Here is a 25,859-nt window from a genome sequence, read left to right as displayed (position 1 = left end):
TTATTGCCACGCAATCGCTTTCGCGTTCGCTATGGCTTGATTCGGATCTCTCCGGGCGACCACAACCCGCTGCGGGTCGCGGTGCCGAGTTCGAGCTGGGCGGGCCGGGCGTCGGCGATGGTGTCGAACTTGCGCAACGAACCCCAGTCGCGTCCCCAGTCGCGGGACAGGTAGGTCGACATCACGTGCGCCCGCAGCAGGAGGTCGGTGATGCCCAGCAGGCCGCCGTTGACGCCGTCCTGCCAGGTGTCGGTGTCCTGCTTCTTGGCGTTGTAGTCCGGCGTGATCCGGTACTTCGGTATTTCGGTGACACCGTTGACGTGCAGCATCGGCTGCTGGCACGGGAAGGCCAGGCCGACCGCCCAGTCCATCAGCACCGGCTGCTTCGAACCGATGTACTCCTGCAGCGAGCGCAGCTCCGGCACCCGCGGCGGGGTCACCGCGATCCAGTCGTCCGGCGTGAGGGAGAGGTCCTCGGCCACCACCCGGACGGCGACGGCGTCTGCGGGCATCTGCGAGCGGGGGTAGCGCAGGTTGCGCCACACTTTGGGCTGCTCGCCGTACAGGTCGTAGGGCACCAGCCTTCCGGCGGGCAGCACGGAGCCGTCGGGGCCGGGCCTGCCGAACTCCAGTTCCACGGTCTGCCCGTTGGTGTGGTGATGCAGGATGCTGTTGCCGGCGATCGTGCCCGCGGCGGTCACCACCACCAGCGGGTGCCCGGCGTCGGGCTTGGGTAGCCGATACCACGCCGAGGTCAACTTGCTCTGCTGTTGCGCGCCGGTGGTGTAGCTGCCGGCCAGCGGAACCTGATCGGGGTTGAGGCCGTAGGGCAGCGGCACCGTCGACCCGTTGACGCCCGGCGCCGTCAGCTTGAGCGGTGCGTCCCAGTCGTAGTCCGTACCGGGCTGCGGCACCGACGTCTCCTTGACCGACTCGGCCAGGGTGCGGTCCGGGACGCCGTTGGGGGTGAACCCGGTCGGGTTGACACCACCCAGCGGCCCCAGCGGACCGTAATTGCCGGGCAGGGCCGCCATGAAGCCCGCGTTGCTGTCCGGCTCGACGAGCACGTCGTCGGCCAGCCCACAGCCTCCGCTGAACTCGCGCAGGTTGTCCCAGGCGTTGGAGTAGGTCGGGTACTGACGGACGATGCCCGCCACCATCGACGCCACGAACACGAGCGTCATGAAGCCGGCGGCGACGGGGATGGGCGCCGCCGTAACCGCCCGCGCCAGCCGGCCCTCGCCGTGCTCGGGGGACACGAAGTGCAGCCAGGCGGCGTACACCGCGGCGATCGCGAACAGCGCGAAAAAGATTGCGCTGACTGTGATTCCGCCGATTTTCGGCATGCTGCTGTTGAACGGAACCCCGTAGCTGGACACGTACCACCAGCCGTTGGTGGTGGCGAAGCACAATGCCAACACGAACAGCACCGCCGCCAGGAAGGCCATCCGGTTTCGCGACCAGCGCAGCACCTTCGGCGACACCAGCGCGGTGGCCAGCGCGGCCATCGCCGCGCCCACCGCCGCGAACAACCCGAAGTGGTGCACCCATTTGGTCGGGGTGAACATCAGGAAGAACATGGTGCCGAAGATGACACCCATCAGGCGCCACGCCGGGCCACGCGCCACGCCGGGAACTCGCTTGCGCCGCAACATGATGAACATCGACGTGAACAGGCACAGCGCGGTGATCAAGAAACCGAACCGCCGCGACAGCGAGCCGTCGACGGTGGGCAGGATGAGGTAGTAGTAGCGCAGATTTTCGGTGTACCACGCCTGGCTGGGGCCGATCGCGGTGCGAATCCTGGTGGCTTCCAACACCGTTGACAGCGTCTGGTCGGCGAACACCACGGTCAGGATGACGAATCCCGCGGCGAGCATCGGGGCCACCAGCGGCCAGGTTCCCACCAGGCGGTGGCGTCGCACCAGGATGCGCAGGATCGGCCGGCCGCCGGCGACCAGCGCGGCGACCGCGATCAGGCCGGTCGGCTGGATGCCGAGCGTGAACGCGGCGGCGATCACCGCCAGCGCCGCCGGCGTCAGGCGGCTGTAGCGCATCGAACGCTCGATCAGCACGTAGGTGATCAGCGAGCCGACGGCGATCTGGCCCTCCGGGCGCAGGCCGTTGTCGAACGGCATCCACGCGGCCAGCAGAACCAGGCCGGCCGCCCAGTTCGCGGCCTTGCTGCCCGCCACCGCCGGCCCCAGCCGGGGGAGCACCTCGCGCGACAGCAGCAGCCAGCACACCAGCCCGGCGACCAGGTCCGGCAACCGCATCCACAAGCTGGCGTCGCTGACCTTGGTCATCAGCGCCAGCAGGTTGTAGTACCAGCCGAACGGGTCCTCCGGGCTCCCGAACCAGCGGAAGTAGTTCGACATGTAGCCGGCGGGACCGGCGACCCGCGCCATGCCCAGGATGTAGCCGTCGTCGGAGGAGTTGGCGCCGATCACGTGCCACAGCAGGAAGCCGAAGATGACCGTGGCGTCGGCCAGGGTGAAGGTGCGCCAGTTCGTTGGGATGAGCCGGCGCATCCGGCGACCGTCCAACTGGTCGAGGCGCCACAGCGCGATCAGCGAGACGATGGTGGACACGATGGCCAGCACCATCGCGGCCAGTTTCAGCGTCGTCGGCGTGCTGGAGAACCGGGTGTCGATGGTGGCCGAGAATCGCAGGCCGGGCGGCGCGGGCCCGGTGAGGTCCGTGAACACCCCGACGATCTGCGGTCGCAGGTTGGGGTCGGGGAAACCGCCGCCCACCGGCCTGCCCGCCGGATCGGTCAACCCGACGAAGGTGGCGTAGGCGCCGGCCTTCGTGGAGGTGATCTCGATGCGCTGGCATTGTGCGGATTCCGCCTGATCGCGGGGGACGCTGGCGATCACCACGTTGCGGTCGGTGACGTCGACGCGCTTGGCGTTGGCGACGACGAACAGCCCGTTCAGCGCGGCGTCCTTGCCCTTCTTGGGTGCCGTGCTCAGCACCACCCCGCCGTCGGGCGGCAGGGCGCGCACCACCGAGCACGGCACGGTCGCCGTTACGTCGACCGGCGTCAGTGAGATCAGCGGCGCGGTGACGCTGTTCAATTGGCCGTTTTGCGGCCAGTTCAGCGTGGCGGTGGTCTGCACGACCGGAAGCAGCGGCGTCGCAACCGACAGGACGAAGCCGATCAGCCCGGCGATCGTGGCGACCCAGCGCGTCACGCGCACGTCTTGGGGGCGGGCCGCCGTGTCTTCGCGGTTCCTGACGGTAGTGACGCTCATGGGAGGGCCCGAATCGGTCCCTGCCGGCTCCAGCCGCGCACTGTGATCACACCCTGTTCGATAGCGGCAACCGGGGCCTGATCGGCCGGCACCAACGGGTAATACTGCTCGACCGAACCCCAGTCGCGATGCCAGTCACCGCGCAGGTACGTCGAAACCGTCGAGGTGCGCAGCATCGACTGGGTGATCAGGAACGGGCCGCCGGCCTCGCCGGCCTCCCACCCGTTCGACGATGCTGCGGTCTGTTTGTGATCGGGCAGGATGCGGTATTGCGGGAGTTCGGCGACACCGAGGTGTTCGGAGAACGGCCGCTGGCAGGGGAAGTTCGCCGCGGTGGCGATGTCCATCAACACCGGTGTGTGGGATCCGATCAGTTGCTGCAGGGTCTGCAGCACCGGGACCCGCGGCGGGGTGAACGCGAACCACTGCTCGGAGCTCAGGTTGGGGTCGTACGCGACGATGCGCGCCACGTTGGCCTCCGGCGGCGCCCAGGTCAACGGGAACCGCAGGTTGCGCCACGCCGGCTCCGGCCCGATGTCGATCGGATACACCTCCGCCAGCGGCTGGGTGGCGCCGTCGGGTCGGGTTGAGTCGCGGTGGCCCCACTGCAGCTTCAGCTGCTGTCCGTAGGTGAAGGTGCCGTCCTCCTTGTACGACCAGATGGCGCCGGTGGCCGAGACCACCACGATCGGCCGGTCCGGGCTGCGGGGCGGCAGCTGGTACCACGCCGAGGTCGCCGTGGCGGCAAGCGAGTTCTCGCCGTAGCTGCCCATCACCGGTGTGCGGGCGGGGTCGAGGCCGAACGGCAGCGCCGCATGCGACCCGTTCACGCCGACCGGACCCTTCCCTCCGGCGGTGCCCGCGGAGTCACTCATCGAGGCGTTGGGTTTGTTGGGGGACGCGTCGGAATTCACCACTCCCGGCTTGGTCACCACCGGATAGGACCTCAGGTCGTCGCCCACCCCGTCGGGCTTGAAGCCGACCGGGTTGATGCCGCCGAGCGGGCCGTCCGGGCCGAAGGTCTGTCCCGGCGCGGGTTGCAGCATGCCGGCGTTGGGGTCGGGCTCGGCCAGCACGTCGTCGGCCATCGCACAGCTGCCGGGCGAGAGCCCGGAACTGAGCGCGGCCAGGTTGGCCTTCGCGGTGGTGTACATCGGATAGCGGAACACGGCGGCCTTGGCCAGCGAGCCGACGTCGCCGAGCACCATGATCGTCGCGACCACCAGCAGCGGGGTCGAGGCCAGGACGCGGTTGCGCCGGTTGTCCTTGACTTCGGTGTGGCCGGCGTAGTCCATCCGGAAGTGCTGCCAGGCGGCCAGCAGGCCGGTGATGATCGACAACGTCAGGAACATCGACGTCACCGGATGGCTGGCGATGACCGGTTGGATGTCCCACCACGGCACCCCGTAGTTGCCGACGTAAAACCAGCCGTTGATGCCGGAGGTGGCCCACGCGAGCACGAACAGCAGCGCCGTCACGTACAGCGTCAGGTTGCGGCGGTTGTGCAGGCCGATCCGGGCACACGCGAACGCCGTGACCGCGCCCAGCGCGCCGGCCAGCCCGGCGAACGCGCCGAACTGCACGGCCCACTTCGTCGGGGTGAAGGTCAGCAGCAACAGGCCGAGCGCGGTGGTGCCGATCAACCGCCACGCCGGGCCGGTCGCCAACCCCGGCACGCTGCCCCGGCGCAGCAGGATCACCAGCATCCCGAACAGGCACAGCAGCAGCACCAGCACCGCGAACCGTCGCGCCATCGACCCGTCGGGGTTGGACTCGACGGTGAGGAAGTAGTAGCGCAGCCAATCCTGGTACCAGGCGATCGTCGGGCCGACCTTGTACTTGATGCGCGCCGACTCGGCGACGGTCGCCAGCGTCTGGCTGCGGAACACCACCACCAGGATCAGCGACAGCGAGGCCCCCAGCACCGCCAGCGGCGCCAACAATCCGTCGGTCGCCCGGCGCCGCCGGATGGTTCGGGCGATGGCCCGGGCGCCCGTCAGCAGCCCGGCGACCGCGATCAGTCCCTGCGGCGCCAGCGCCGCGGTCAGCATCGCGACGATGATCGCGACCGCGGCGGGGGCCAACCGCCCCAGCGCGATGGCGCGTTCGACCAGCATCCAGGTCAGCACGACGCCCAGCGCGATCAGCGGCTCGGGCCGCAGGCCGTTGTTGAACGGGAGCCAGGCGGCCAGGAACACCGCGCCCGCGGTGAGCACCGCGACCCGGTTGGCCGCCAGCCCGCCCCGCCCGGGGCCCAGCCGCCGCAGCATCCAGTGGCCGATGATCAGCCAGCAGGCGATCCCGGCGAGCGTCGCCGGCAGCCGCATCCACACCCCGGCGGTGCTGACCGCGGCCAGTTTGGACAGCAGCGCGAGGTACCAGTCGAACGGCGCGTCCGTCGTCCCGAAGTAGCGGTAGTAGTCGACCACGTACCCGGCTTTCGGGGCGACGCGGGCGATGGTCAGGTTGTAGCCGTCGTCCGAGGAGGTGGCGCCGATGACATGCCAGACCAGCAGCGTTCCGATCACCCCGATATCGGCGAGCCACGCGGCACCTCCCGCTCGCGGGCGAATCGCGGCGTTGACGCGCGGCCAGGAGGGCCAACGGAGCCGCGCGCCGCGGCTGCGCCGATCCAGCACCGCCATGGCCGCGATCGCCGCCAGGACCGCCAGGGTGCCCAGGGCCATCACGATCGCCTTCAGGGCGGTGGGCGCCGTGATGAACCGGGTGTCGACGTCGATGCGGGCCGAAAGCCCAGGCTGCGCCGGCACTTTCAGGTCGGTGAAGATCCCGCCGACCTGAGGCTTCTTCTCCGCCGGCAGGATGCCGGAGGCGCCGGGGATGCCGACGAAGTCCGCGCGCGCCCCACCGGCGTCGGCCCACAGGTGCAGGACGCTGCAGGCGCCCGCCGCGACCGCCGAGCGCTGCGCCACCGCGGCGACGGTGTCGCGGAACGCGACGACGACCACGTCTTTGTCGGCCCGCACGAACAGCCCGTTCTTGCCGGTGTCCACCCCGCCGACGGGCAGGGTCGAGACGACCAGCCCGCCGGACGGGGGCAGGGTGGCCATCGCGGGGCACGGGATGGAGATGTCCAGGGCGCGGGGCGCCCCGGACACCAGCGGGGCGGTGATCTGGGTGACGTGCCCGTCGGTGTTGCCCTGGGGCCACAGGACCGTCGCCGTCGTCTGCTTCACGGAAAGCAAGGGAACGACGAGGCACAACAGCACACCGGCGAGTCCCGCGACGACGGCGATCGACCGTGGGATGCGCGGCGATCGCTCATTTCGGTCGTGGGGCACGAGGCTCGATGGTAAGGGACGCGCCTTTGTCTTCTGAGGACGCGGGGCCGCGGTCACGGCCCGGCGATTTGCCGCGCCCCTTCCACGAAATAAACTCTCGTGTCAAGAACGGCCCCGATAACCCAGGAGGCTGGCGGCGCGATGACGAATGCAGGTCTCGGGTTCGGTGTCTTGGGACCGTTGCTGATGACCAGCCACGGGGTGCGGGTGCCGGTGGGCGCGCCGAAGCAGCGGGCGGTGCTGGCGATGCTCCTGATCAACCGCAACCGGCCGGTGTCCGTCGACTCGTTGATCAACGCGGTGTGGGACGAGGACCCGGTGCCCGCCGCGCGCACCAGCATCCAGGCCCACGTGTCGAACCTGCGCCGCCTGCTGCGCAGCGCCGGCGTCGACCCGTACCAGGTGCTGGCCAGCGCACCGCCCGGCTACCAGCTCAGCGTCGCCGACGCCGACTGCGACCTGGGGCGCTTCAGCGCCGCGAAGGTCGCCGGAAACCAGGCCGCCGCGGCGGGTCGCTTCGACGAGGCCAGCCGGCACTACTCGTTGGCGCTGGGCGAATGGCGCGGCCCGGTGCTCGACGACCTGCGCGACTTCGCCTTCGTCGACGCCTTCGCCACCGCGTTGATGGAAGAAAAGGTGGCCACCCACACCGCGCGCGCCGAGGCCGAGATCGCGTGCGGGCGGGCGGGAGAGGTCATTGCCGAACTCGAGTCGCTCACCGCCGAACACCCCTACCGCGAACCGCTGTGGGCGCAACTGATCACCGCCTATTACGTCACCGAGCGGCAGTCCGATGCGCTCGGCGCCTACCGGCGGCTCAAGACGGCCCTGGCCGAGGGGCTCGGCATCGATCCCGGCCGCACCGTCAGCGCCCTGCACGAACGGATCCTGCGTCAGGAACCGCTGGGCCTGAAGCGGGCCGACCTGACCACTCACAAGCGCGGGGCCTACCGGCAGGAGTCGACGACCGCGTCGGTACAGCTGGCGGAGTCCGCGCTCGCCCGGCTGCGCGACCAGACGGGTCGGCTTCATCCGCTCACGGGCGCGATCACCCGGATCGGGCGCTTCACCGACAACGACATCGTGCTGGACGACACCGACGTCAGCCGCCACCATGCCGTCATCACCGACACCGGAACCGGTTTCATGATGACCGACCTGCGCTCCACCAACGGGGTCGAAGTGGGGGGTCAGCGCATCCGCGGCACCGCCACCCTGGTCGACGGCGACCGCATCCGCATCGGCGGCCACGAGTTCACCTTCGAAATCCGCTCGGGCTGAGGCTATTTCGTCAGCCGTCTGGCCAACGTGTCGCGGCCGGGGCCGTCGAGGTCCGCCAGCGCCGCGGGGCGGCCGGCCATCGCCATGAGCAGGGCCTCGCCGGGGCCGCTGACCTCGGGTCCGCGGCCGTGCGCCCAGTCGATGTCGGTGGCGCGCAGGCGTAGTCCCCTGATCCGGCGTCCGGCGCCGAGCCTGGGGTTGCCGGGCACAAGGCCGAGCACCCGCCGCAGCCGATCCTCGGGAACGGTGCGGGGCCGGCCCAGCGCGCGGCGGATGTCCTGGTGGTGGATGGTGCCGTCGACGAGCGCGATCATGCCGCCGAATCCGGCGGTCAGGCCTTGTGGCGTTAGGTGGGTGCGCAGGAAGTCGAGCAGCTGTTGTGGGCTCAGCGCGGCGAACTCGTCGACGCCCACCTGGTTGGCCCGCACCACCCAGCCCTTCGCGAACCGCTTCAGCAGGCCCGCGGCGCCCAGTTCCTCGTAGCTGATGACATGCGCGACAACGTCTTTGACGGTCCACTTCGTACACAGGGTGGGCGCCGCCCAGTCCTGCGGCGTGCAGGTGGCCAGGAAGTCGGCGAGGTCGGCCCGCTCGGCGCGGGCCATGGTCATCAGCGTCATGCCGGTGCTCCCTTCATCCGGTCGACGGCTGGGTCGTGTGGCTAAGTCTTTCGCAGAGGCGCCGGACTCCACAGGCCACTGCGCGTCGCGATGCCCAACTGCAGCTTCGCGGGCTGCGCGTCGGGGTAGTAGGGCGTCAACCGTTGCAGCGAGCCCCAGTCGCGCGACCAGTCGTCCTTCAGGTAGGTCGCCATCGTCGTCGCCTTCACCAGCAACTCGGTGACGCCCAACGGGCCGCCGCCGTTGTTGTCCATCACCGGCGAGTTGGCCTCGGCGCCGAACCGGTCCGGCAGGATCCGCCATTTCGGCGTCTCGTCCACGCCGTTTTGGTGGCCGAACGGCCGCTGGCAGGGGAACGCCAGTCCGACCAGCCAGTCCAGGAACACCGGGTCGGCCGAGCCCACCACGTCCTGCAGCGTGCGTAGCTGCGGAATCCGCGGGGGCGTCAACGCGATCCAGTGCTGCGGCGCGAGGTCTTCGTCGTCGGCGACCAGCCGGATCTGGGTGGCGGCGGTCGGGATGGCCGACAACGGCAGCCGCAGGTTGCGCCACGCGGGGGACGCCCCGACGTCGGCCATCTGTAACGACCCCCCGGGGTGCCCGGCGGCCGCTTGGTCGTCGGTGGCCCACTGCACCTGGACCTCGCGCGGGTCGAAGCGGCCGGCCGCGCTGACCACCAGCAGCGGCCCGGCCTTGTCGCGGGCGGGCAGGCGATACCAGCCGGACCGCAGGTGGGCCGGTAACTGGATGCCGGAGCGCCAGCTGCCGAGCACCGGTGTGCGCGCCGGGTCGAGGTTGTAGGGCAGCTGGGCCGCCGAGCCGTTGATCCCCGGTGCGGGGGTGGTGCCCCCTTCGGTGCCGGCCTCCGCGCCGGTGGTCAGCTTGTCCTCGCCGACGAAACTGCGGTCGCCGGGACGCTCCATCACCGGGTCGGCGCGGACGTCGGCGGGAATGCCGTTGGGCGTGAACGCTTCCGAGAGGCCCGCGCCCAGGGCGTCGGCCACGGGCGCGCTCACAGGTGTCAGCATCCCGGCATTGGGGTCCTGTTCCACCAGCACGTCCTCGGCCAGTCCGCAGGACTTGCCGGTCAGCGCCTCGAGGTTGGAGCGCCCCACCGTCCATGCGGGATACTGGTCGATCATCGCCAGGGTCAGCGACGCCACCTCGAAGATGACCAGTATCCACGTCGCAATTGCCAACGGGGACTGGATAATTCCGGCAACCCGCGCACCGAGGCGGGTTTTGGGTGCGCCGTTGTCGGGGTCGACGAAGTGGAACCAGGCGGCCAGCAGCAGCACCAGCAGGGTCAGCCCGAGCAGCATCGTGGCGAAGGCGTAATGCCACGCCGGGAACGAATTCGACCAGGGCACACCGAAATTGGAGACATACCACCAGCCGTTGACGCTGGCGAACGACAACGCCACCAAGAACAGCACCACGGCGGCGAACACGGTGCGGTTGCGCCGGGACCGCATCGCCACGGCCGTCACCGCGACGGCCGCGAGCGCGCCCAGCGGCCCCGCGAGGCCGGCGAACACCCCGAAGTGGTGGGTCCACTTGGTCGGCGTGAACATCATCGCGACGAACGAGATGATGGTGATGCCGACGATGCGTCGGCTCGGCCCGGCGGCGGTGCCCGGAATCTTGCCCTTGCGCAACGACATCGCCACGGTTATCCCGAGCGCCAGCACCAACGCGAGCACGGCGAAGCGGCGGGCGACGGACCCGTCGGGGCTGGCCATGAACAGCCGCTCGTAGCGGAGGTGCTCGTCGAACCAGCTCAGGCTGGGCCCGACGGCGCGCTTGAGAGCGGTGGCCTGGATCTCGCCGGCCAGCGTCTGGTCGCGGAAGATCAGGATCGCGGTGACGGTGACGGCGGCCAGCAGGGGCGCCACCAGCGGCAGGGCGCCGAACAGTTTGGACCTGCGGTGCAGGATCGTACGCAGCGGCCCGACCGCGACCAGCAGCGCGCCGATCGAGGCGATGCCCGTCGGCCCGGAGAACAGCGTCAGCGCGCCGATGATGCAGGCGATCGCCACCGGCAGCAGCCGGCTGGTGGCCACCGCACGCTCGACCGAACACCAGGTCAGCAGGATGCCGAGCGCGATGATCGGCTCGGGGCGCAGGCCGTTGTCGAGCGGCAGCCAGACCGCCAAGAACATGCCCGCCGCGGTCCACGCCGCCGCCCGGTTCCGCTTGACGGCGTGGCCCAGACGGGGCATCACCTCGCGGCTGATCACCCACCAGCACGTCAGCGCCATCGCCAAAGTGGGCAACCGCATCCAGATGCTGGTGGTGCTGACGTGGGCCCACAACGCCAGCAGGTCGTAGTACCAGCCGAACGGGGCCTCGGGGGTGCCGAACCACCGGTAGTAGTTGGCCATGTAGCCGGCGTGCTCGGACACCCGGGCCATGGTCAGGATGTAGCCGTCGTCGGAGGTGTTGGCGCCGACGAAGTGCCACCACCCCAGCACGGCGATGACGAGGGCGTCGAGACCGCCGATGGACCACCACCGCGCGGGCAGGAAGCGGCGGTGCCGGGTCCCGTCGGCGGTGTCGAGGACGTGCAGGGCCACCAGGGCGAGGGCGGTCAGGACCACCCCGAGGATCATCGCCGCCATCTTCAGCGTGGTGGGGCTGCTGCTGTAGCGGGTGTCGACGGTCGCCGAAAAGCTCAGGCCAGGCGGAGCGGGCCCGCTCAGGTCGGTGAAGACGCCGACGATCTGCGGCCGGAAGTCGTAGCCGCTCTTCTCGCCGCGCAGTGGCGCGCCGGGATGCTCGGCGTTGGGCCCCTGCGTCAGGCCGACGAATTCGGCCGTGACCCGGTCGGCGTGCGCGGTGAAGGTCAACCGCTGGCACGCCGGGCTGAGCACCTCGCTCAGCGGGGCGGTGACCACCGCGACGTTGCGCACCACCAGCACCAGGTAGTCGTTGGCGCGCTGGATCAGCAGGCCGCGGTCGACGGCCTTGGGGGCCTGCTTGGGCACCGTGGACAGCAGCACCGTCTTGCCGGCGTTCTGCGGTCCCGCCAGCCCCGCGGCGGCCTGGCACGGCACGGTGACGTTCAGATCGGTGGCGACGTAGCCGATCAGCGGGGCGTCGACGCTGTTGAACGTGCCGTTCTGGGGCCAGTTCAGTTGAGCGGTGGTCTGGTTGACCGGCAACAGCGGTGTGGCGATCGCCAGCAGGGCGCCCAGCAGTCCGGCGACGATAGCAACCACCCGAGCGATCCGGTGGTTACCTCCCGCGTCGTCCACGGGGGTAGATGGTAGTTGTTCGGCCAAGTCAGCCTGGGTTTCGGTGGCCATCAACCGCTACACCGCCGGCTTGCGGACGGCCAGCACGAACGGGCCGACGGTCTGGACGGCGAAGCGCGGGTCGGCGAACAGGGCCGCCGGCAGATCGACGGTGTACCGGCGAACGTTGGGCTGGTTGGGGTACACGTCCTGCGCCAGCCGCAACGTGTAGTTGCTGTTCGCGCCGCGGCGCATGAGGAAAACCGTCGGCGGGGGCCACGGCGACGTGTCCAGCGCGTGGATGAACTCGTCGGCGGTCTTGAGCTTGGACCACTTCTCGATCTGGGCCGCGCGCAGGTCGAACTGGGCCAGCGGGTTGGCGTAGTGCGACGTCAGCCCCTGGAACCCCCAGTAGGGGTAGTAGGACAGGAAGCTGTAGTCGGCGGTCATCACGACGATCTGGTCGCGGGGCTTGCCGGTCGCCTTGAGGATGGCGGCGTCGATGACCGGGTAGAACTTCTCCGAGCTCGGCGGCCGCCGGTCGCCGCGCTGGCCGTGGCCGTCGGTGTCGGTGTAGGCGATGGTCAGGTCGGGCCGCAGCACGTCGGGGATGTCCTGGCTGAACGCGATCGCCGCGGCCAGGCCGATCGCCCCGGCCACCGGGACCACCGCGCGGTGGCGTGCGGCCAATGCCTGGGTGAGCTCCACGAACCCGAAGGCCCCCGCGGCGACCAGCAGCACCGACAGCGTCGGTTGCAGCCGAAACGACAGCAGCGTGGTGCGCGCCAGCGTGGTCAGCATCGACAACAGCGACCACAGGTACACGGCGACCACGCCGACCGCGAGGGCACCCGCCCGCACCGAGGTGGTCGCGCGCACGACCAGCCACAGCGTGCCCAGCATGCAGACCGCCCCCAGCAGCGAGAACTGCAGCATCGGGAAGGTCAGCTCGGCCCCGTCGGCGGGGAGGTAGTGGAAGGCGCTGCCGCTGTTGCTCACCGGACTGTGCGCGGCGCGCAGCAGGAACGGCAGCCACGTCGTGCTCGCGATGGCGGCCGCGACGACGGCGATGACGGCCAGCCGGCGCAGCGGGTCGAGCGCCGCTCCCAAGCCGTGTTGTCGCCAGCGGGTCGCCGCCAGCAGCAGCGCCATCAGCGACACCGTGAACGCGCTGAAGGCCAGCAGCAGCGAGTACCACGTGGCCGCCCAGCCGAGGAACAGCCCGGCGCCGATCACCGCGGCCCAACCGCCGCGTTCGCCGGCGCGCAGGCCCGACCACGCCAGCACCAGGACCGGCGGCAACAACACGGTGATCATCGCGGCGTACGGCTCCGGCGAGCTGTAGGCCAGCGTCACCGCGGCGGTCGCGGTGGTGACGATCAGCGCGTAGTCGAAGCGAATCATTCGCCACCACAGCACCAGCGCGACGGCGACCGCGATGGTGATCGAGGTGATCGCCCACGGCTTGTACATCTCCCACGCCGGCATGCCCGTCAGCGCGGCGACGCGACCGCCGATCCAGAACCAGCCCGGCGGGTAGAACGTCGGCAGCCCGAGGTAGGTCATGTCGTGCAGGGCCGGGCTGTCCGCGAGCCGGGTCAGGTATTCGGTGCGGAACTGCTGGTCGACGGAGATGCCGAACAGGTACAGCTTGGTGGCGCCCAGCGGCATGCCCAGCGTCACCACGGTGAAGGCCGAGGCGAACACCAGCCCGCCCAGCCGGGCCAGGATCCGATGACGGCCCAGGCGGCCGAGCCGGCCGACGGCCACGAGCCCGGCCAGGCAGCCGACCTGACCGACGGTGGTCAACGCGTGCAACTGGTTCGACGACGGGAAGGCGGGCCATTGCACGCCGGCGATCGCGATCAGCGATGGCACCGCCACGATCACCGCCACCGCCACCGCCGCGGCCATCTGGCCCAGCGTGACGAGCGCGTTGCGCACGTTCAGATGGGCAGCTTGCGGAAGATGCTCCGCGGGATGTGTCGTAACACCATCATCACGTAACGGAATGCTGCTGGTGCCCAAACCAATTCCTTACCTTTGGCCGCCGCGGTCACCGCGAGGTTGGCGACGTACTCCTTGTCGACGGTGAGCGGGGCTTCCTTGACGTGGGCGCTCATCCGGGTACGCACCTGGCCCGGCCGGATGACCAGGACGTGAACCCCGTACTCGCGCAGGGCCTCTCCCAAGCCCAGGTAGAAACCGTCCAGGCCGGCCTTGGTGGAGCCGTAGACGAAGTTGGACCGCCGCACCCGTTCGCCGGCCGCCGAGCTCATCGCGATGATCTGGCCGAAGCCTTGGGCGCGCATCTTCTCACCCAGCAGCACGCCTACGGAAACCGCCGCCGTGTAATTGATTTCGGCGGCCAGTACCGCCTTGTGCTGGTTCTGCCACAGTTCCTCGGCGTCCCCCAGTATGCCGAACGCGACGATGGCCACGTCGACGTCTCCGTTGGCGAAGGCCTCGTCCATCATCTTGGGGTGGCTGTCGGGGTCGGTGGCCTCGAAGTCGATCAGCTCCACCGAGCGCGCGCCCGCGGCCTTCATCTGGGCCACCGCGTCGTCGCGTTCCGGGTCATTCGGCATGGCGGCCAGGATGATTCGGGCGTGCGCGTTCTGCAGGTAGCGCTCGCAGATGGCCAGCCCGATCTCGGAGGTGCCCCCGAGCAGCAGGATGGTCTGCGGATTTCCCACGGCGTCAAGCACCATCTAGAGCAGCTCCAAACGTCGGGCCATGTCGGAGGCGAACACCCGCAGGGGATCGACCTTGCGGCGCAAGGCGATCCATTCGTCGATGCGCGGGTACATGGCGTGGAAGGTTTCGGCATTCACTCGCGAATCCTTGGCGGTGTAGACGCGGCCACCGAATTCCAGCACGCGGCGGTCGAGTTCGTTCAGGAACTCGTTGAGCCCCGGCTTGATGGGGAAGTCGACGCACACGTTCCAGCCCGGGATGGGGAAGCTCAGCGGGGCCTGGTTGCCCGGGCCGAACAGCTTGAAAACGTTGAGAAACGAGTAGTGCCCGGACTTTTGGATGTCGCGGATGATGCCTTTGAATTCCTCGACGGCGGTGGTGGGCACGACGAACTGGTACTGGCCGAAACCGGCCGGCCCGTAGGCGCGGTTCCATTCGCCCAGCATGTCGAGCGGGTGGTAGAACTGCGTCAGGTTCTGGACCTTGCCGCGGTAGGTGCCGGACTTGCGGTACCACAGTTCGCCGATCGGCCCGAAGGTGTACTTGTTGGCAAGGCCGTTGGGGAAGATGTCGGGAACCGTAAGCAATTGGGGCGCATCGAATTTCAGCGGATCCCTCTGCAGCTTCTTCGGCAACTGATCGAGCTTGGCGAGCGAGCCGCGCGAGATCGCCGCGCGGCCGAGCTTCGGTGGCGCGCTGATCGCGTCGAACCACGCGCTGGAATAGGTGTAGTTCGCCTCGCTGCCGTCGCTGTGAAAAGCGATGGTTTCGTCCAGGCCGGCCGTGACGTCGCCGTCGGCGATGAAATAGGCCGTCTCCGTCGGCGTCATCTCTACGGTGGCCCGCAGGATGATCCCGGTCAGCCCGTTCCCGCCGACCGTGGCCCAGAACAGTTCGGCGTCGTCCCCGGTGGGAGTGAGGTGGCGGACCTGGCCGTCGGCGGTCAGCAGGTCCATGGTGCGCACGTGGTTGCCGAAGCTGCCCGCGCTGTGATGGTTCTTGCCGTGGATGTCGCAGGCGATCGCGCCGCCGATGGTCACCTGGCGGGTGCCCGGCAGCACCGGCACCCACAGGCCGAACGGCAGCGCCGCCTTCATCAGCTGGTCGAGGTTCACTCCGGCGTCGAGGTCGGCCAGCCCGGTGTCGGCGCTGATGGAGTGGATGGTGTTCAGCTCGGTCATGTCGATCACCAGGCCGCCGCCGTTTTGCGCGTTGTCGCCGTAGGACCGGCCCAGCCCGCGGGCGATCACGCCGCGGCCCCCCGAGTCGGCCGTGTTGGCCACGGCTTTGGCGATCTCCTCGGGGTCTGGCGTCGAAAGCACCGTCGCCAAGGACGGCGCGGTACGCCCCCAGCCCGCGAGCCGCTTGGTGGTGAACATCGTCAAAGAGGGTACCGCCTGGGCCCTACGGCTCAGCGGATGCGGAAGATAACGGCTCGCTGCACGACGAAGTTGATCACCGTCGCGGTGCCCTGCGCGATCACGAACGCGACAACGGGCGCCCACCCCCGGTAGTGCAAAAGTGCCAGGCACAGATGATTGAGCCCGACCTGCACCGCGAAGGTGATGCCGTACAGGACCATGACCGCGACGAACCGGGCGGTGCTCGGCGTCGCCTGGAAGGTCCACCGGCGGTTGATCAGGTAGGCGGTGATGGTGCCAACGATGAAGCTGGTGGCCTTGGACAGGTCGACCTGTAAGCCCACGACCTTCCACAGCACCAAGTAGAGGCTGAAGTCGACGATCCCGGCCAGGCCGCCGGTGACGACGAAACGCATTACCTGCGTCGTCAGACCCAAGTGTGGGCGCGTTGGCACCGCGCCAGGCTCTGGGGGGATCATTGCGGCGAGTCTATCGGGGCCGGCGCCGATGGCCGGGCGGGTCAGCGGGGCAGCTTCACCGATATCAGCTCGACCTGGTTCTCCCCTTGCGGCGTCGTGTAGGTCACGGTGTCGCCCGCCTTGTGCCCGGCCAGCGCCTGCGCCAGCGGGCTGCGGGAGGTCAACGTCTCGGCCTCGCGGCCGATGGGAGTCTCTTCGACGATGGAAATCACGTGCATGGTGACGACCTCCCCGTCGGGGAACCGCACCGTCACCTCGGTGCCGCCGGGCAGCGCTTCGGAGTCGTCCGCCGGCAACGGCCCGCTCCGCAATCGCCGATCCAGCTCGTTGATCCGGTCGCCGAGCACGACGAGTTCGTCCGCGCGTTGGATCGCCTCGGCCGCGTCCCCGTGATCACCGATCATGCCGCGGTCGTTTTTGACCTCGACCTCGAGGCGATCGCGCCGCTGCTTTAGCCGGTCCAGCTCCGCGGCCAGGTTTTCCCGCGCCACGTCCACCGCCGACTTGGCTTTTTTGCTCACGTCAGTCGACCCGATTCCTGTCTGCCGTCACTTGCTGACCTGTAGCGCTACAGTGTTGCACCACGACCAGGCTGCCGCCACCCTACGCGCCAGCGAATTGGCTGTTGTACACATACCCAGTAGCGCGGGGAATCCACCCCGTTTGCCAGCGCGTTAACCCCAGCCCTCGGCCGTCACCGGTCCCGCGGTGAGCGTGACCACGTTGTTGCGGCTTTCCCGCGCCTCGATTCGGGACACCCACACCCGGCCGCCGGTGGCCAGCCCGACGATGCGCTCGGCCGTCTCGAACACCCAGGCCGCCGAGCCTTCCATGCCGGTGTTCGCCATGATCCGCAGGTCGACCACGCCCCGCTCGGCCAGCAGTTCGAACAGGTCGCGCTGCGGATCGTCCTCCGCGATCAGCGTGGTGTGGTCGAACTGGTAGCGCAGTGCCGACCGAACTTCGGCGACGGTGCCGACGTCGACCACCAGACCAGTGCCGCGTTCGGTTTGAGCGCAGGCGAACTCGACTTCAAAGCTGCGTTCGTAGCCGTGCAGGAAGAAGCGCTTGCCCCCATTGGCCCACGAGCGATGGCAGCACGGGAGCTCGCCGAACAGCTTGCGCGTGTGGAACCGCGCCGCCCGGCCGATTGGTGTGTCGGCGCGGTGCATGGTGGCGACGCACACGTCGCCGTCGAGACCCGCGTCATTCATGAGTGCAGCGTCGGGTCCGTGGCTTGCAGGATCCTTGCAGGATCCTTGGAGAGCTGGAAGGCCCCACGAATCTCGCCGGTGTTCTAGAGTGACGCCCCATCGGGGGATTCATCGAGACATCGAGGAGGCCCCGTTATGACGGCGATCGAGGACATCACCAGCCTTCGCCAACGCCGCGAGGCAATCGTCAATAAGCACGCCGAGGCGGAAAACCGGCACGATATCGAGGCGACAATCGCGACCTTCGCCCATCCACGTTACGAGGTGAACGGCGTCCCGAGCGATGGCGAGGAGGCCGTTCGAGAGCTGCTGCAAGGCCTCATGGTTGCGCTTCCCGACCTGCACGCCGAGCTCGGCAAGATGCGCCATGCCGACGACGCCATATTCGGCGAAGGGCGGATCACGGGAACCCATGACGGTGAATGGGCGGGTATTCCCCCAACGGGACGCCGCGTCGAGATTCCGATAGTCGGGATCTTCGAATTCGAGGGCGATCGACTCCTGTGTGAGAAGGTCTACTTTGATATGGCCGGCGTGCTGACTCAAATGGGAGTTCTTCCCCCGATCAGCTGAGCCGCGCCTGGCGAAGACGCCTAACAGGATCTGGACGCGGCAACCGCCCGCGGGCGCGACCGCGGCTGAGCAACAACGCCGCGCCCGCCGACACCGCGAGGGGCTAAACCCAGTACGGCACGCGGGCCCGATACTGGCGCATCGCGAACGCTGCGAGCGCCCAACCGACGGCCGTGAGCACCAAGACCACCACCCAGTGCCGTAGTTCCTGGTGGGCGCCCAGCAAGGGGGCCCGAACGATGTCGAGGTAGTGCAGCAGCGGGTTGAGCTCGACGATGCTCGACCACCGTCCCGCGCCCTGCTGCCGCAGCGTGTCGTCGTTCCAGATGATCGGCGTCATGAAAAACAGCAGCTGCACCACCGAGAACAGCAGCGGGCCGATGTCGCGATAACGGGTCGCCAGGATGCCGAAACACAGCGACACCCAGATGGAATTCAGCACGATCAACCCCAGCGCCGGGATGACCGACAGGTCGGCCCACGACCACGGCTTGGGAAAGATGATCGCGACGACGACGTAGATCACGATGTTGTGTGCGAACAGGATCATCTGCCGCCACACCAGCCGGTACACGTGCACGCTCAGCGGTGTCGGCAGCTGCTTGATCAGCCCCTCGTTGGCGACGAACACGTCGGCGCCCTCCAGGATGGCGGCGTTGATCATGTTCCAGATGATCAGCCCGAGCGTGACGTAGGGCAGGTGCACCGCCAGGTCCAGGTGAAACAGCTTGGAATACAACCCGCCCATCGCGACGGCGGTGGTGCCGGTCGCGATGGTGATCCAGAACGGTCCCAGCACCGAGCGGCGGTAGCGCTGCTTGATGTCCTGCCAACCCAGGTGCAGCCACAGCTCGTGGCGGCGGAAACCATCGAGGAGGTCGCTGCGGGCGCGGGCGAAGGTCCGCGACTGCGCCGCCGCATCATAGAACGTCACGTGGCTCCTCCCGGCTTGCCGAAGCGCTCGCGACGGCCCAAGCGGCGCAACCGGATCCATTCGGCCAGGCCCTTGGGGTCCCGGCGGCTCACCAGGAAGAACCAGCCGAACCGCACCCACTCCTGGAACAGCAGCTTGCGCAGTCCCGGCTGCGCGAGCACATAGCCGCGGTTGCGGTAGGTGAAGAATCGCTTGGTGGCGTCGTCGGGATATTGGGTGTGCATCCGGCCGCCCAGGATGGGCTTGAACTCGTCGGATCCGCACGGATGCAGGTAGACAGCGTCCAGGCAGGTACCGAACGGCAGGCCGGATCGAACCAGCCGCCGATGCATCTCCACCTCGTCGCCGCGAATGAACAACCGCAGGTCCGGGACACCGATCGATTCCAGCGTCGACGCCCGGAACAGCGCGCCGTTGAACAACGACGCGATGCCACGCAGCAGATCCTGGCCGGCTTCGGTGCGCAATTCGCTTGTGCGCCTGCGCCATACCAGGCCGCGCCGCAGCGGAAACGCCAGCAGCTGCGGGTCGTCCATATTGCACACCATCGGCGACACCTCGGCCAGGCCGTACTTCTCGGCACAGGCCAGCAGCGTCGCCAGCACATGCGAGTCCTGAGGCCGCCCGTCGTCGTCGGCGAGCCACACCCAGTCGGCCCCCTGCGCCAGCGCGTGCAGCATGCCGAGCGCGAAACCCCCAGCGCCGCCGAGGTTTCGGCGCGAACCCAGGTAGGTCGTCGGAATGGGTTGGCCGGCAACCAGATCCCGCACCCGGTCGTCACCGTCGTTGTCGACCACGATCAGGTGGTCGGGCAACCGGGTCTGCGTGCTGAGCGCGTCCAACGACTTGGCCAGCTCGTCGGGACGCCGGTGGGTGACCACGACGGCGAAGATGGTCTCACTCATGGCTGTCCGGCGGTTTCGGCCAGCACCTCGCGCACGTGCCGGGCCGCGTCCTCGCCCTCGTAGGCGCGCACGACCTCCTCGATGCCGCCGGACATGCGGATGACGCCGTGGTCGATCCACATCGCGGTCTTGCACAGCCGCGCCAGGAATTCGTTGGAATGGCTGGCGAACACCAGGATTCCGGACCGCTCCACCAGCCTCTGCAGCCGGGACTGGGCCTTCTTCAGGAAGTCGGCGTCCACCGCGCCGATGCCCTCGTCGAGCAGCAGGATCTCGGGGTCGATGCTGGTGACCACCCCCATCGCCAGCCGGACCCGCATCCCGGTGGAGTAGGTGCGCAGCGGCATCGACAGGTAGTCACCGAGCTCGGTGAACTCGGCGATCTCGTCCACCTTGGACATCATCTGCTTGCGGGTCTGACCCAGGAACAGCCCGCGGATGATGATGTTCTCGTAGCCGGAGATCTCGGGGTCCATGCCGACGCCGAGGTCGAAGACGGGCGCGACCCGGCCGGTGACCCTGGCCCAGCCGCGGGTCGGCTCGTAGATGCCCGAAAGCAGCCGCAGCAGGGTCGATTTCCCGGCGCCATTGTGGCCGACGAGCCCGACGCGGTCGCCGAGCTCGAGCGTCATCGTGATGTCGCGCAGCGCCTCGATGACGACGACGTTGGAGTTGTTGCGACCGATGGTTCCGCCCGCCTTGCCCAGGAAGGCCTTCTTCAAAGACCGCGACTTGGCGTCGAAGATCGGAAATTCCACCCACGCGTCGCGCGTCTCGATGTGGGGACCCGGCACCGTCGGCTACCTACGCTCGCTCAGAGGTATTGACCGTGCCCGGACCCGCTGCCCGGCTTGCCGATGCCCGGCGGCAGCGCGCCCTGGCGCATCTGCTCCAGCTGCGCGCGGGCGGCCATCTGCTGTGCGAACAGCGCGGTCTGAATACCGTGGAACAGCCCTTCCAACCAGCCGACCAGCTGCGCCTGCGCGATCCGCAGTTCGGCGTCCGACGGCGCGGTGTCCTCATTGAACGGCAGGGTGAGCCGGTCGAGCTCCTCACGGAGTTCCGGCGCGAGGCCCTCCTCGAGTTCGCGGATGCTCGTCGCGTGGATCTCGCGCAGCCGGTTGCGGCTGGCCTCGTCCAGCGGTGCCGCTCGCACCTCCTCGAGCAGTTGCTTGATCATGGTGCCGATCCGCATCACCTTGGCCGGTTGCTCGACCAGGTCCGTCAGGGAGCGCTCGTCGTCGGAGTCGTCGTCCGCGTCGCGAATCGCCATGATCCGCGGATCGACGCCGCCTATGACCTCGATGCCGTCGGCGTCTTGGCCGTCGTTGCCGTTAGTCAATCCACTCACCATCCTCTTCGGGGACCTCAGGGTTGCGGCGCCGCGGCGTCGTCGCGCCACTCGTAGATTCGAGCCCCGCCGTTGTCGTAAATCATCGTCCACGACGGCGATTTATCCAGAGACACTAGCCCGTCGGGTGTGGCAAACCCGCGGACGTTCGGTGTGCTCGTCATGATGTACCTGATATTGAGCGCTTTAATCGCCTCGACCACCTTCGGATCGGATTCGCCTTTGCGCGCCGAGGTCCAGAAGATGTAGCGGTAGTAGCCGGGCCCGGTCTGCTGCGGGAAGTCGTAATGGGTCCACAGCGGGTGCAGGTCGGCCACGGCGTACATCCATGTGGTGCCGTCGACGTTCGAGTCGCCGATCACCGTGTCGCGGGCGCCGGGGAGGCCGGCCAGGTAGGCCATCGCCATGAGGTCGCGCTGGTCGATGATCACCGAGTCGTACTTGTCGCCGAACAGGACCAGGTGCCGGTAGAGGTAGTGGCGGGCGGTGAGCACGGTGGCCACCAGAAGAAGGACCGCCGTGGTGGCGGTCCAGACCGGGGAGGGCAACTGTTTGAAGCGTTCGGTCATACGTCTGGCCACCAGTACGGCGACCGAGACGATCGCGAACAGCGCGACGGCCGCCATCGGCGTCACGAGCATCGTCACCACCCCCGACAGGCGCCGGGGATCGTTGTAGAAGAACTGGCTGAACGCCTCGATGGCGCGGCCGACGGGGTTGCGAAACGGCGCCCCGGAGTAGATGGTCGCCACCGTCAGCACCAGCCAGACCGCGGGTGGCCACCAGATCCGCTTGTACAGCAGGATCGCCATCCCGAGGTAGATCAGCACGAGCAACCCGTATTGGGTCGGAAAGTCGTTGAGGTGGCGGGTGTGCAGGAGCAGCGCGTCGATGACGCCCTGCTTGACGCTCTTGAAGCTGGGGAACGCGTGCCCGGCGATGATGTCGGCCTGCCGGAGCACGCCGAGGAACTGCGGGGCCAGAATCAGGCACGTCGGCACCGCGACGGCGGCGAGGGTCAGCGCGTCGGGTAGGCGGCCGCTGACCGGATGCCACAGGGCGTCCAGCAGCCACCACGCCAACAGGAACAGAATGACGATGAACCCGCCGGTCAGGTGCATCGACAGGACGCCCACCAGCGCCAGCACGGCCGCTGGGACGCGGTCGCGGTGCCGCAACGTCGACGCGATCAGGACAAACGTCGGGATCGCGACCCCGTAGGCCGCCAGGTTGGGCATCGCCGCGACGCCGAACTCGACGTAGGGCACCGACGTGAACGACGCCGACAGCGCCGCCGCGGTGGCCGAGACGCCCGCGGCGCGCCATTGGGAGGCCGACGATGCCGGTGAGGCTGAGGAGGCCGACACATCGGACTGGGTGCTGATCGGGCGCAGCAGGAACCAGGTGAGCGTGGCGGCGCTGGACGGGAACAGCCACACCGAGGCGGCCAGCGAAGTGAGGGTGTAGCCGGTGGTGGGTGCCGCCCCGGCGAGCTGACAGTAGACCGCGGTCAGTGCGTGGAAGACCGACGGGTAGTACAGCGGCTGATGGGTCTCGACGTTGCGCAGTTCGCCCATGTGGGTCGACGACGCCTGGCCGGTGTCGAGGATGAAGCGCACCTCGTTGGCGTGCCAGGCCGCGTCCCAGGTGCTGGGGATGGACTGCCAATGCGTGAGCCCGCGATAGCCCGCCCACATGATGAGCGCCGCACCCAGCAGCACGCCGAAGGCCACCAGCGCCGCCGGCCCGCGGCCGATCCCGCGCGTTTCGGCCTCGGCGTCGCGGTAGCGCGCGAGTGCCAGCTGCAAACCCGTGGCCACCACGCACACCGCCGCCAGCGCGGCCAGCGCGGTCCAACCGTTCCACGGGATTCCGAGCGCGCCGAAGGGGATAATCGCCAGGGCCACAACGCCATACGTCAGTGCCGGGCCAACCGCGACGGCGACCGGCCAGGTCAGCTGAGTGATGCGCGCGACTATCACACCCGGCGCGATCAGCAAGAACAGTGCGATCAGCGTTCCGGTCCACAGGCCCACTCGACTAGTATGGCTGGCCGGGTGCCCCGGCTTGCCAACGCCTCAGCGGCACCCGCTACCGTCACAATTTTCGCGGAATTGCGAAGCTCTAAGGTGGCTGGCATGGCTTACGACGTCGCCCGGGTGCGCGGACTGCATCCCTCACTGGGTGACGGGTGGGTGCACTTCGACGCGCCGGCCGGCATGCTCATCCCGGATTCGGTTGCGACGACGGTGTCCACGGCGTTCCGGCGATCGAGCGCCACCACCGTCGGAGCGCACCCCTCGGCCCGGCGTAGCGCCGCCGTGCTGGACGCGGCGCGCGCGGCGGTAGCCGACCTGTTCAACGCCGACCCCGCGGGTGTGGTGCTGGGCGCCGATCGCGCCATCCTGTTGTCGTCGCTGGCCGAGGCGTCCTCCTCGCGGGCCGGCCTCGGCTACGAGGTGGTCGTCAGCCGCCTCGACGACGAGGCCAACATCGCCCCCTGGCTGCGGGCGGCGCATCGCTACGGCGCCAAGGTGAAGTGGGCCGAGATCGACATCGAGACGGGTGAGCTGCCGACGTGGCAGTGGGAAAGCCTGATCGGGAAGTCGACACGGCTGGTGGCCGCCTCGTCGGCGTCGGCGACGCTGGGCACGGTCACCGATCTGCGGGCGATGACCAAGCTCGTGCACGACGTCGGCGGGCTCGTCGTCGTCGACCACTCCGCGGCCGCGCCGTACCGCCTGCTCGACGTCAAGGAGACCGACGCCGACGTCGTCGCGGTGAACGCCCTCGCCTGGGGTGGCCCGCCGATCGGGGCGCTGGTGTTCCGCGACCCTGGGCTGATCAGCACGTTCGGCACCGTCTCGACCGATCCCAACGCCGCCGGGCCGGCGCGCCTCGAGGTGGGGGCGCACCAGTTCGGCCTGCTGGCAGGCGTCGTCGCCAGCATCGAGTACCTCGCGGCGCTCGACGAATCGGCCCGCGGCACCCGCCGCGAACGCCTGTCGGTCTCGACGCAGTCCGCCGCCACGTACCTGAACCGGGTGTTCGACTACCTGATGGTGTCACTGCGGTCCTTGCCGCTGGTCATGGTCATCGGCCGCCCCGAGGCGCGGATACCGGTGGTCAGCTTCGCCCTGCAGGACGTGCCGGCCGAACGCGTCGTGCAGCGCTTGGCGGACAACGGGATTCTGGCCATCTCCAACGGGAGCTCCCGCGCGCTCGACGTGCTGGGCGTCAACGACGTGGGCGGCGCCGTCACCGTCGGGCTGGCGCACTACTCGACGACGGCCGAGGTGGACCAGCTGGTGCGCGCGCTGGCGTCGTTGGGCTGAGCGGTTGGCCGCACGCGTAGCGCCGGGGCAGCTGTGTGTGCGCACAGGGCTTCGCGTGTGCACACCGGGAGGCCCCTGTGGGCGTGTCGCCGCCGTGGGCGCACACGCAACGCCCCGGACTTACACGCAATGCCCTGACTAGACGGTCAGCACGATCTTCCCGGTCACATCGCTGGCCACCAGCCGCCGGTGCGCGTCACCGGCCTGCTGGATGGGCATGCTCGCGCCGATGATCGGACGCACCCGGCCGTCGGCGATCATCGGCCACACCGACGCCCTCACCGCCTGCACGATCTCGGTCTTGCTGTTCGGGCCCGTCACGGGGCGGGCCCGCAGCGTGGTGCCGATGACCCGCGCTCGCTTGGCCAGCAGCTTGCCGATGTTGAGCTCGCCCGTGATGCCGCCTTGCATGCCGATGATGACCAACTGCCCGTCGGTCGCCAGGGCGTCGATGTTGCGGTCCAGGTAGGCCGCGCCCATGATGTCGAGGATCAAGTCGGCGCCGTGAGTTTCCTCACGCAGCCGCGCGACGAAGTCCTCGTCGCGGTAATTGATGGTGATCTCGGCGCCCAGCTCGCGGCAGAATTCCAGCTTCTCCGCCGACCCGGCGGTGACGGCCACCCGCGCGCCCAGCGCCCGCGCGACCTGGATCGCGTGGCTGCCGATGCCGCTGCCCCCGCCGTGCACCAGCAACACCTGGCCCTTGCCCAGGTGCGCGACCATCACCAGGTTCGACCACACCGTGCACGCCACCTCCGGCAACCCGGCGGCGTCGACGAGCTCCACCCCGTCGGGAACGGGCAGCACTTGGCCGGCGGGCACGGCGACGTACTCGGCGTAGCCGCCGCCGGCCAGCAACGCGCAAACCTCTTGTCCCGCAGACCAATCCGCGACGCCCCCGCCGGTGTCGGCGACCACCCCCGACACCTCCATGCCGATGATGTCGCTGGCTCCCGGCGGCGGCGGGTACTTGCCGGCGGCCTGTAACACGTCGGCGCGGTTGACGCCGGCCGCGGCGACCTTGATCAGCACCTCGCCGGGTCCGGCCGCGGCGTCGGGCACCTCTTGCCAGGACAGTTGATCGGGGGATTCGGCGACGATCGCGCGCATGACGGCCACGCTACCGGCCACCGTTACCCTTATCAGCGGTGGCGTGGCAGAGCGGCCTAATGCACTCGCCTTGAAAGCGAGAGACGGCTAACACCGTCCGGGGGTTCAAATCCCTCCGCCACCGCCATGTGATGTCGCGAGACATCGAGGACAGATGTCTCGCGACATAGTGAACACCCTCAGTTGTTGGCTGGGGGTGTTTTG

At 68.9% G+C, this 25,859-nt stretch carries 19 protein-coding genes and 1 tRNA gene; 4 read left to right on the top strand and 16 right to left on the bottom strand.

All coding sequences use genetic code 11. From position 1 onward, the window contains the following. Nucleotides 1-29: 29 nt before the first annotated feature. On the bottom strand, nt 30-3,257 hold the full coding sequence (locus A5705_RS26310; RefSeq protein WP_068281088.1) for an arabinosyltransferase domain-containing protein: 3,228 nt from the start codon (nt 3,255-3,257) through the stop codon (nt 30-32). Continuing rightward, entirely contained in the window at nt 3,254-6,559 is a 3,306-nt protein-coding gene (locus A5705_RS26305) for an arabinosyltransferase domain-containing protein (protein ID WP_068281086.1), read from the bottom strand. Before A5705_RS26305 ends, A5705_RS26310 begins: the two co-directional genes overlap by 4 nt. 141 nt (nt 6,560-6,700) lie before the next feature. Between A5705_RS26305 and A5705_RS26300 the strand changes: the two genes are divergently transcribed. Next, nucleotides 6,701-7,840 carry a BTAD domain-containing putative transcriptional regulator gene (locus A5705_RS26300; RefSeq protein ID WP_067879565.1) on the top strand — a complete coding sequence of 380 codons (1,140 nt, stop codon included), beginning with the start codon at nt 6,701-6,703 and terminating at the stop codon, nt 7,838-7,840. A 2-nt stretch (nt 7,841-7,842) separates the two neighbouring features. Here A5705_RS26300 and A5705_RS26295 read toward each other — a convergent pair whose 3' ends face one another. The 8 genes from A5705_RS26295 to A5705_RS26260 all read right to left on the bottom strand — a co-directional run bounded on the left by A5705_RS26295 (nt 7,843) and on the right by A5705_RS26260 (nt 17,447). Then, nucleotides 7,843-8,460, bottom strand: a complete 618-nt coding sequence (locus A5705_RS26295; RefSeq protein ID WP_067879568.1) for a maleylpyruvate isomerase family mycothiol-dependent enzyme — start codon at nt 8,458-8,460, stop codon at nt 7,843-7,845. Between the two features lie 41 nt (nt 8,461-8,501). Next, entirely contained in the window at nt 8,502-11,768 is a 3,267-nt protein-coding gene (locus tag A5705_RS26290; RefSeq protein ID WP_067879571.1) for an arabinosyltransferase domain-containing protein, read from the bottom strand. 6 nt (nt 11,769-11,774) lie between these two features. Continuing rightward, nucleotides 11,775-13,610 carry a galactan 5-O-arabinofuranosyltransferase gene (locus A5705_RS26285; protein ID WP_156738386.1) on the bottom strand — a complete coding sequence of 612 codons (1,836 nt, stop codon included), beginning with the start codon at nt 13,608-13,610 and terminating at the stop codon, nt 11,775-11,777. 32 nt (nt 13,611-13,642) lie between these two features. Then, nucleotides 13,643-14,407 carry a decaprenylphospho-beta-D-erythro-pentofuranosid-2-ulose 2-reductase gene (locus tag A5705_RS26280; protein WP_068281084.1) on the bottom strand — a complete coding sequence of 255 codons (765 nt, stop codon included), beginning with the start codon at nt 14,405-14,407 and terminating at the stop codon, nt 13,643-13,645. Continuing rightward, entirely contained in the window at nt 14,408-15,772 is a 1,365-nt protein-coding gene (locus A5705_RS26275; RefSeq protein ID WP_068281082.1) for an FAD-binding oxidoreductase, read from the bottom strand. It abuts the gene before it with no gap. A 32-nt stretch (nt 15,773-15,804) separates the two neighbouring features. Then, nucleotides 15,805-16,170: a GtrA family protein gene (locus A5705_RS26270; protein WP_156738382.1), complete on the bottom strand. Its 366-nt coding sequence runs from the start codon at nt 16,168-16,170 to the stop codon at nt 15,805-15,807. 104 nt (nt 16,171-16,274) lie between these two features. After that, nucleotides 16,275-16,754 carry a GreA/GreB family elongation factor gene (locus tag A5705_RS26265; protein WP_067879586.1) on the bottom strand — a complete coding sequence of 160 codons (480 nt, stop codon included), beginning with the start codon at nt 16,752-16,754 and terminating at the stop codon, nt 16,275-16,277. Between the two features lie 153 nt (nt 16,755-16,907). Next, nucleotides 16,908-17,447, bottom strand: a complete 540-nt coding sequence (locus A5705_RS26260) for a 6-carboxytetrahydropterin synthase (RefSeq protein ID WP_082956707.1) — start codon at nt 17,445-17,447, stop codon at nt 16,908-16,910. Between the two features lie 135 nt (nt 17,448-17,582). Here A5705_RS26260 and A5705_RS26255 point away from each other — a divergent pair, with 135 nt between their 5' ends. After that, a complete protein-coding gene (locus A5705_RS26255; protein WP_067879589.1) occupies nt 17,583-18,020 on the top strand; it encodes an ester cyclase in 438 nt (145 codons plus the stop codon). A gap of 103 nt (nt 18,021-18,123) precedes the next feature. Here the strand turns inward: A5705_RS26255 and A5705_RS26250 are convergent, their stop codons facing one another. From A5705_RS26250 to A5705_RS26230, 5 genes are read right to left on the bottom strand one after another with little or no spacing between them, the layout of a single operon-like run. Then, nucleotides 18,124-18,954, bottom strand: a complete 831-nt coding sequence (locus tag A5705_RS26250) for an ABC transporter permease (protein ID WP_067879591.1) — start codon at nt 18,952-18,954, stop codon at nt 18,124-18,126. After that, entirely contained in the window at nt 18,951-19,859 is a 909-nt protein-coding gene (locus A5705_RS26245) for a glycosyltransferase (RefSeq protein ID WP_067879594.1), read from the bottom strand. The genes A5705_RS26250 and A5705_RS26245 overlap by 4 nt, the downstream gene beginning before the upstream one ends. After that, nucleotides 19,856-20,653: an ABC transporter ATP-binding protein gene (locus tag A5705_RS26240; protein ID WP_067879597.1), complete on the bottom strand. Its 798-nt coding sequence runs from the start codon at nt 20,651-20,653 to the stop codon at nt 19,856-19,858. The genes A5705_RS26245 and A5705_RS26240 overlap by 4 nt, the downstream gene beginning before the upstream one ends. A gap of 20 nt (nt 20,654-20,673) precedes the next feature. Beyond that, on the bottom strand, nt 20,674-21,213 hold the full coding sequence (locus tag A5705_RS26235; RefSeq protein ID WP_156738383.1) for a bacterial proteasome activator family protein: 540 nt from the start codon (nt 21,211-21,213) through the stop codon (nt 20,674-20,676). Between the two features lie 14 nt (nt 21,214-21,227). Then, nucleotides 21,228-23,246: a DUF6541 family protein gene (locus A5705_RS26230; RefSeq protein ID WP_068281080.1), complete on the bottom strand. Its 2,019-nt coding sequence runs from the start codon at nt 23,244-23,246 to the stop codon at nt 21,228-21,230. 102 nt (nt 23,247-23,348) lie between these two features. On the opposite strand from A5705_RS26230, the gene A5705_RS26225 reads away from it, so the two are divergent. Then, entirely contained in the window at nt 23,349-24,545 is a 1,197-nt protein-coding gene (locus tag A5705_RS26225; protein WP_067879604.1) for a cysteine desulfurase-like protein, read from the top strand. A 138-nt stretch (nt 24,546-24,683) separates the two neighbouring features. Here A5705_RS26225 and A5705_RS26220 read toward each other — a convergent pair whose 3' ends face one another. Then, nucleotides 24,684-25,655, bottom strand: coding sequence for an NAD(P)H-quinone oxidoreductase (locus A5705_RS26220; RefSeq protein ID WP_068281078.1), 972 nt, complete (start codon nt 25,653-25,655; stop codon nt 24,684-24,686). Nucleotides 25,656-25,692: 37 nt separating this feature from the next. On the opposite strand from A5705_RS26220, the gene A5705_RS26215 reads away from it, so the two are divergent. Then, nucleotides 25,693-25,782 (top strand) — tRNA-Ser (locus A5705_RS26215). Nucleotides 25,783-25,859: the final 77 nt, after the last annotated feature.

It is taken from the genome of Mycobacterium sp. E787 (assembly GCF_001668725.1).
GTDB lineage: Bacteria > Actinomycetota > Actinomycetes > Mycobacteriales > Mycobacteriaceae > Mycobacterium.
This window is presented reverse-complemented; position numbering and strand designations above follow the sequence as displayed.

Excerpts from the sequence above, each read along its gene's own strand:
- A5705_RS26310 (WP_068281088.1), bottom strand. The coding sequence starts at position 3,257 with ATGAGCGTCACTACCGTCAGGAACCGCGAAGACACGGCGGCCCGCCCC.
- A5705_RS26300 (WP_067879565.1), top strand. The coding sequence starts at position 6,701 with ATGACGAATGCAGGTCTCGGGTTCGGTGTCTTGGGACCGTTGCTGATG.
- A5705_RS26295 (WP_067879568.1), bottom strand. The coding sequence starts at position 8,460 with ATGACGCTGATGACCATGGCCCGCGCCGAGCGGGCCGACCTCGCCGAC.
- A5705_RS26290 (WP_067879571.1), bottom strand. The coding sequence starts at position 11,768 with ATGGCCACCGAAACCCAGGCTGACTTGGCCGAACAACTACCATCTACC.
- A5705_RS26285 (WP_156738386.1), bottom strand. The coding sequence starts at position 13,610 with ATGGCCGCGGCGGTGGCGGTGGCGGTGATCGTGGCGGTGCCATCGCTG.
- A5705_RS26280 (WP_068281084.1), bottom strand. The coding sequence starts at position 14,407 with ATGGTGCTTGACGCCGTGGGAAATCCGCAGACCATCCTGCTGCTCGGG.
- A5705_RS26275 (WP_068281082.1), bottom strand. The coding sequence starts at position 15,772 with ATGTTCACCACCAAGCGGCTCGCGGGCTGGGGGCGTACCGCGCCGTCC.
- A5705_RS26270 (WP_156738382.1), bottom strand. The coding sequence starts at position 16,170 with ATGCGTTTCGTCGTCACCGGCGGCCTGGCCGGGATCGTCGACTTCAGC.
- A5705_RS26260 (WP_082956707.1), bottom strand. The coding sequence starts at position 17,447 with ATGAATGACGCGGGTCTCGACGGCGACGTGTGCGTCGCCACCATGCAC.
- A5705_RS26255 (WP_067879589.1), top strand. The coding sequence starts at position 17,583 with ATGACGGCGATCGAGGACATCACCAGCCTTCGCCAACGCCGCGAGGCA.
- A5705_RS26245 (WP_067879594.1), bottom strand. The coding sequence starts at position 19,859 with ATGAGTGAGACCATCTTCGCCGTCGTGGTCACCCACCGGCGTCCCGAC.
- A5705_RS26235 (WP_156738383.1), bottom strand. The coding sequence starts at position 21,213 with ATGGTGAGTGGATTGACTAACGGCAACGACGGCCAAGACGCCGACGGC.
- A5705_RS26225 (WP_067879604.1), top strand. The coding sequence starts at position 23,349 with ATGGCTTACGACGTCGCCCGGGTGCGCGGACTGCATCCCTCACTGGGT.
- A5705_RS26220 (WP_068281078.1), bottom strand. The coding sequence starts at position 25,655 with ATGCGCGCGATCGTCGCCGAATCCCCCGATCAACTGTCCTGGCAAGAG.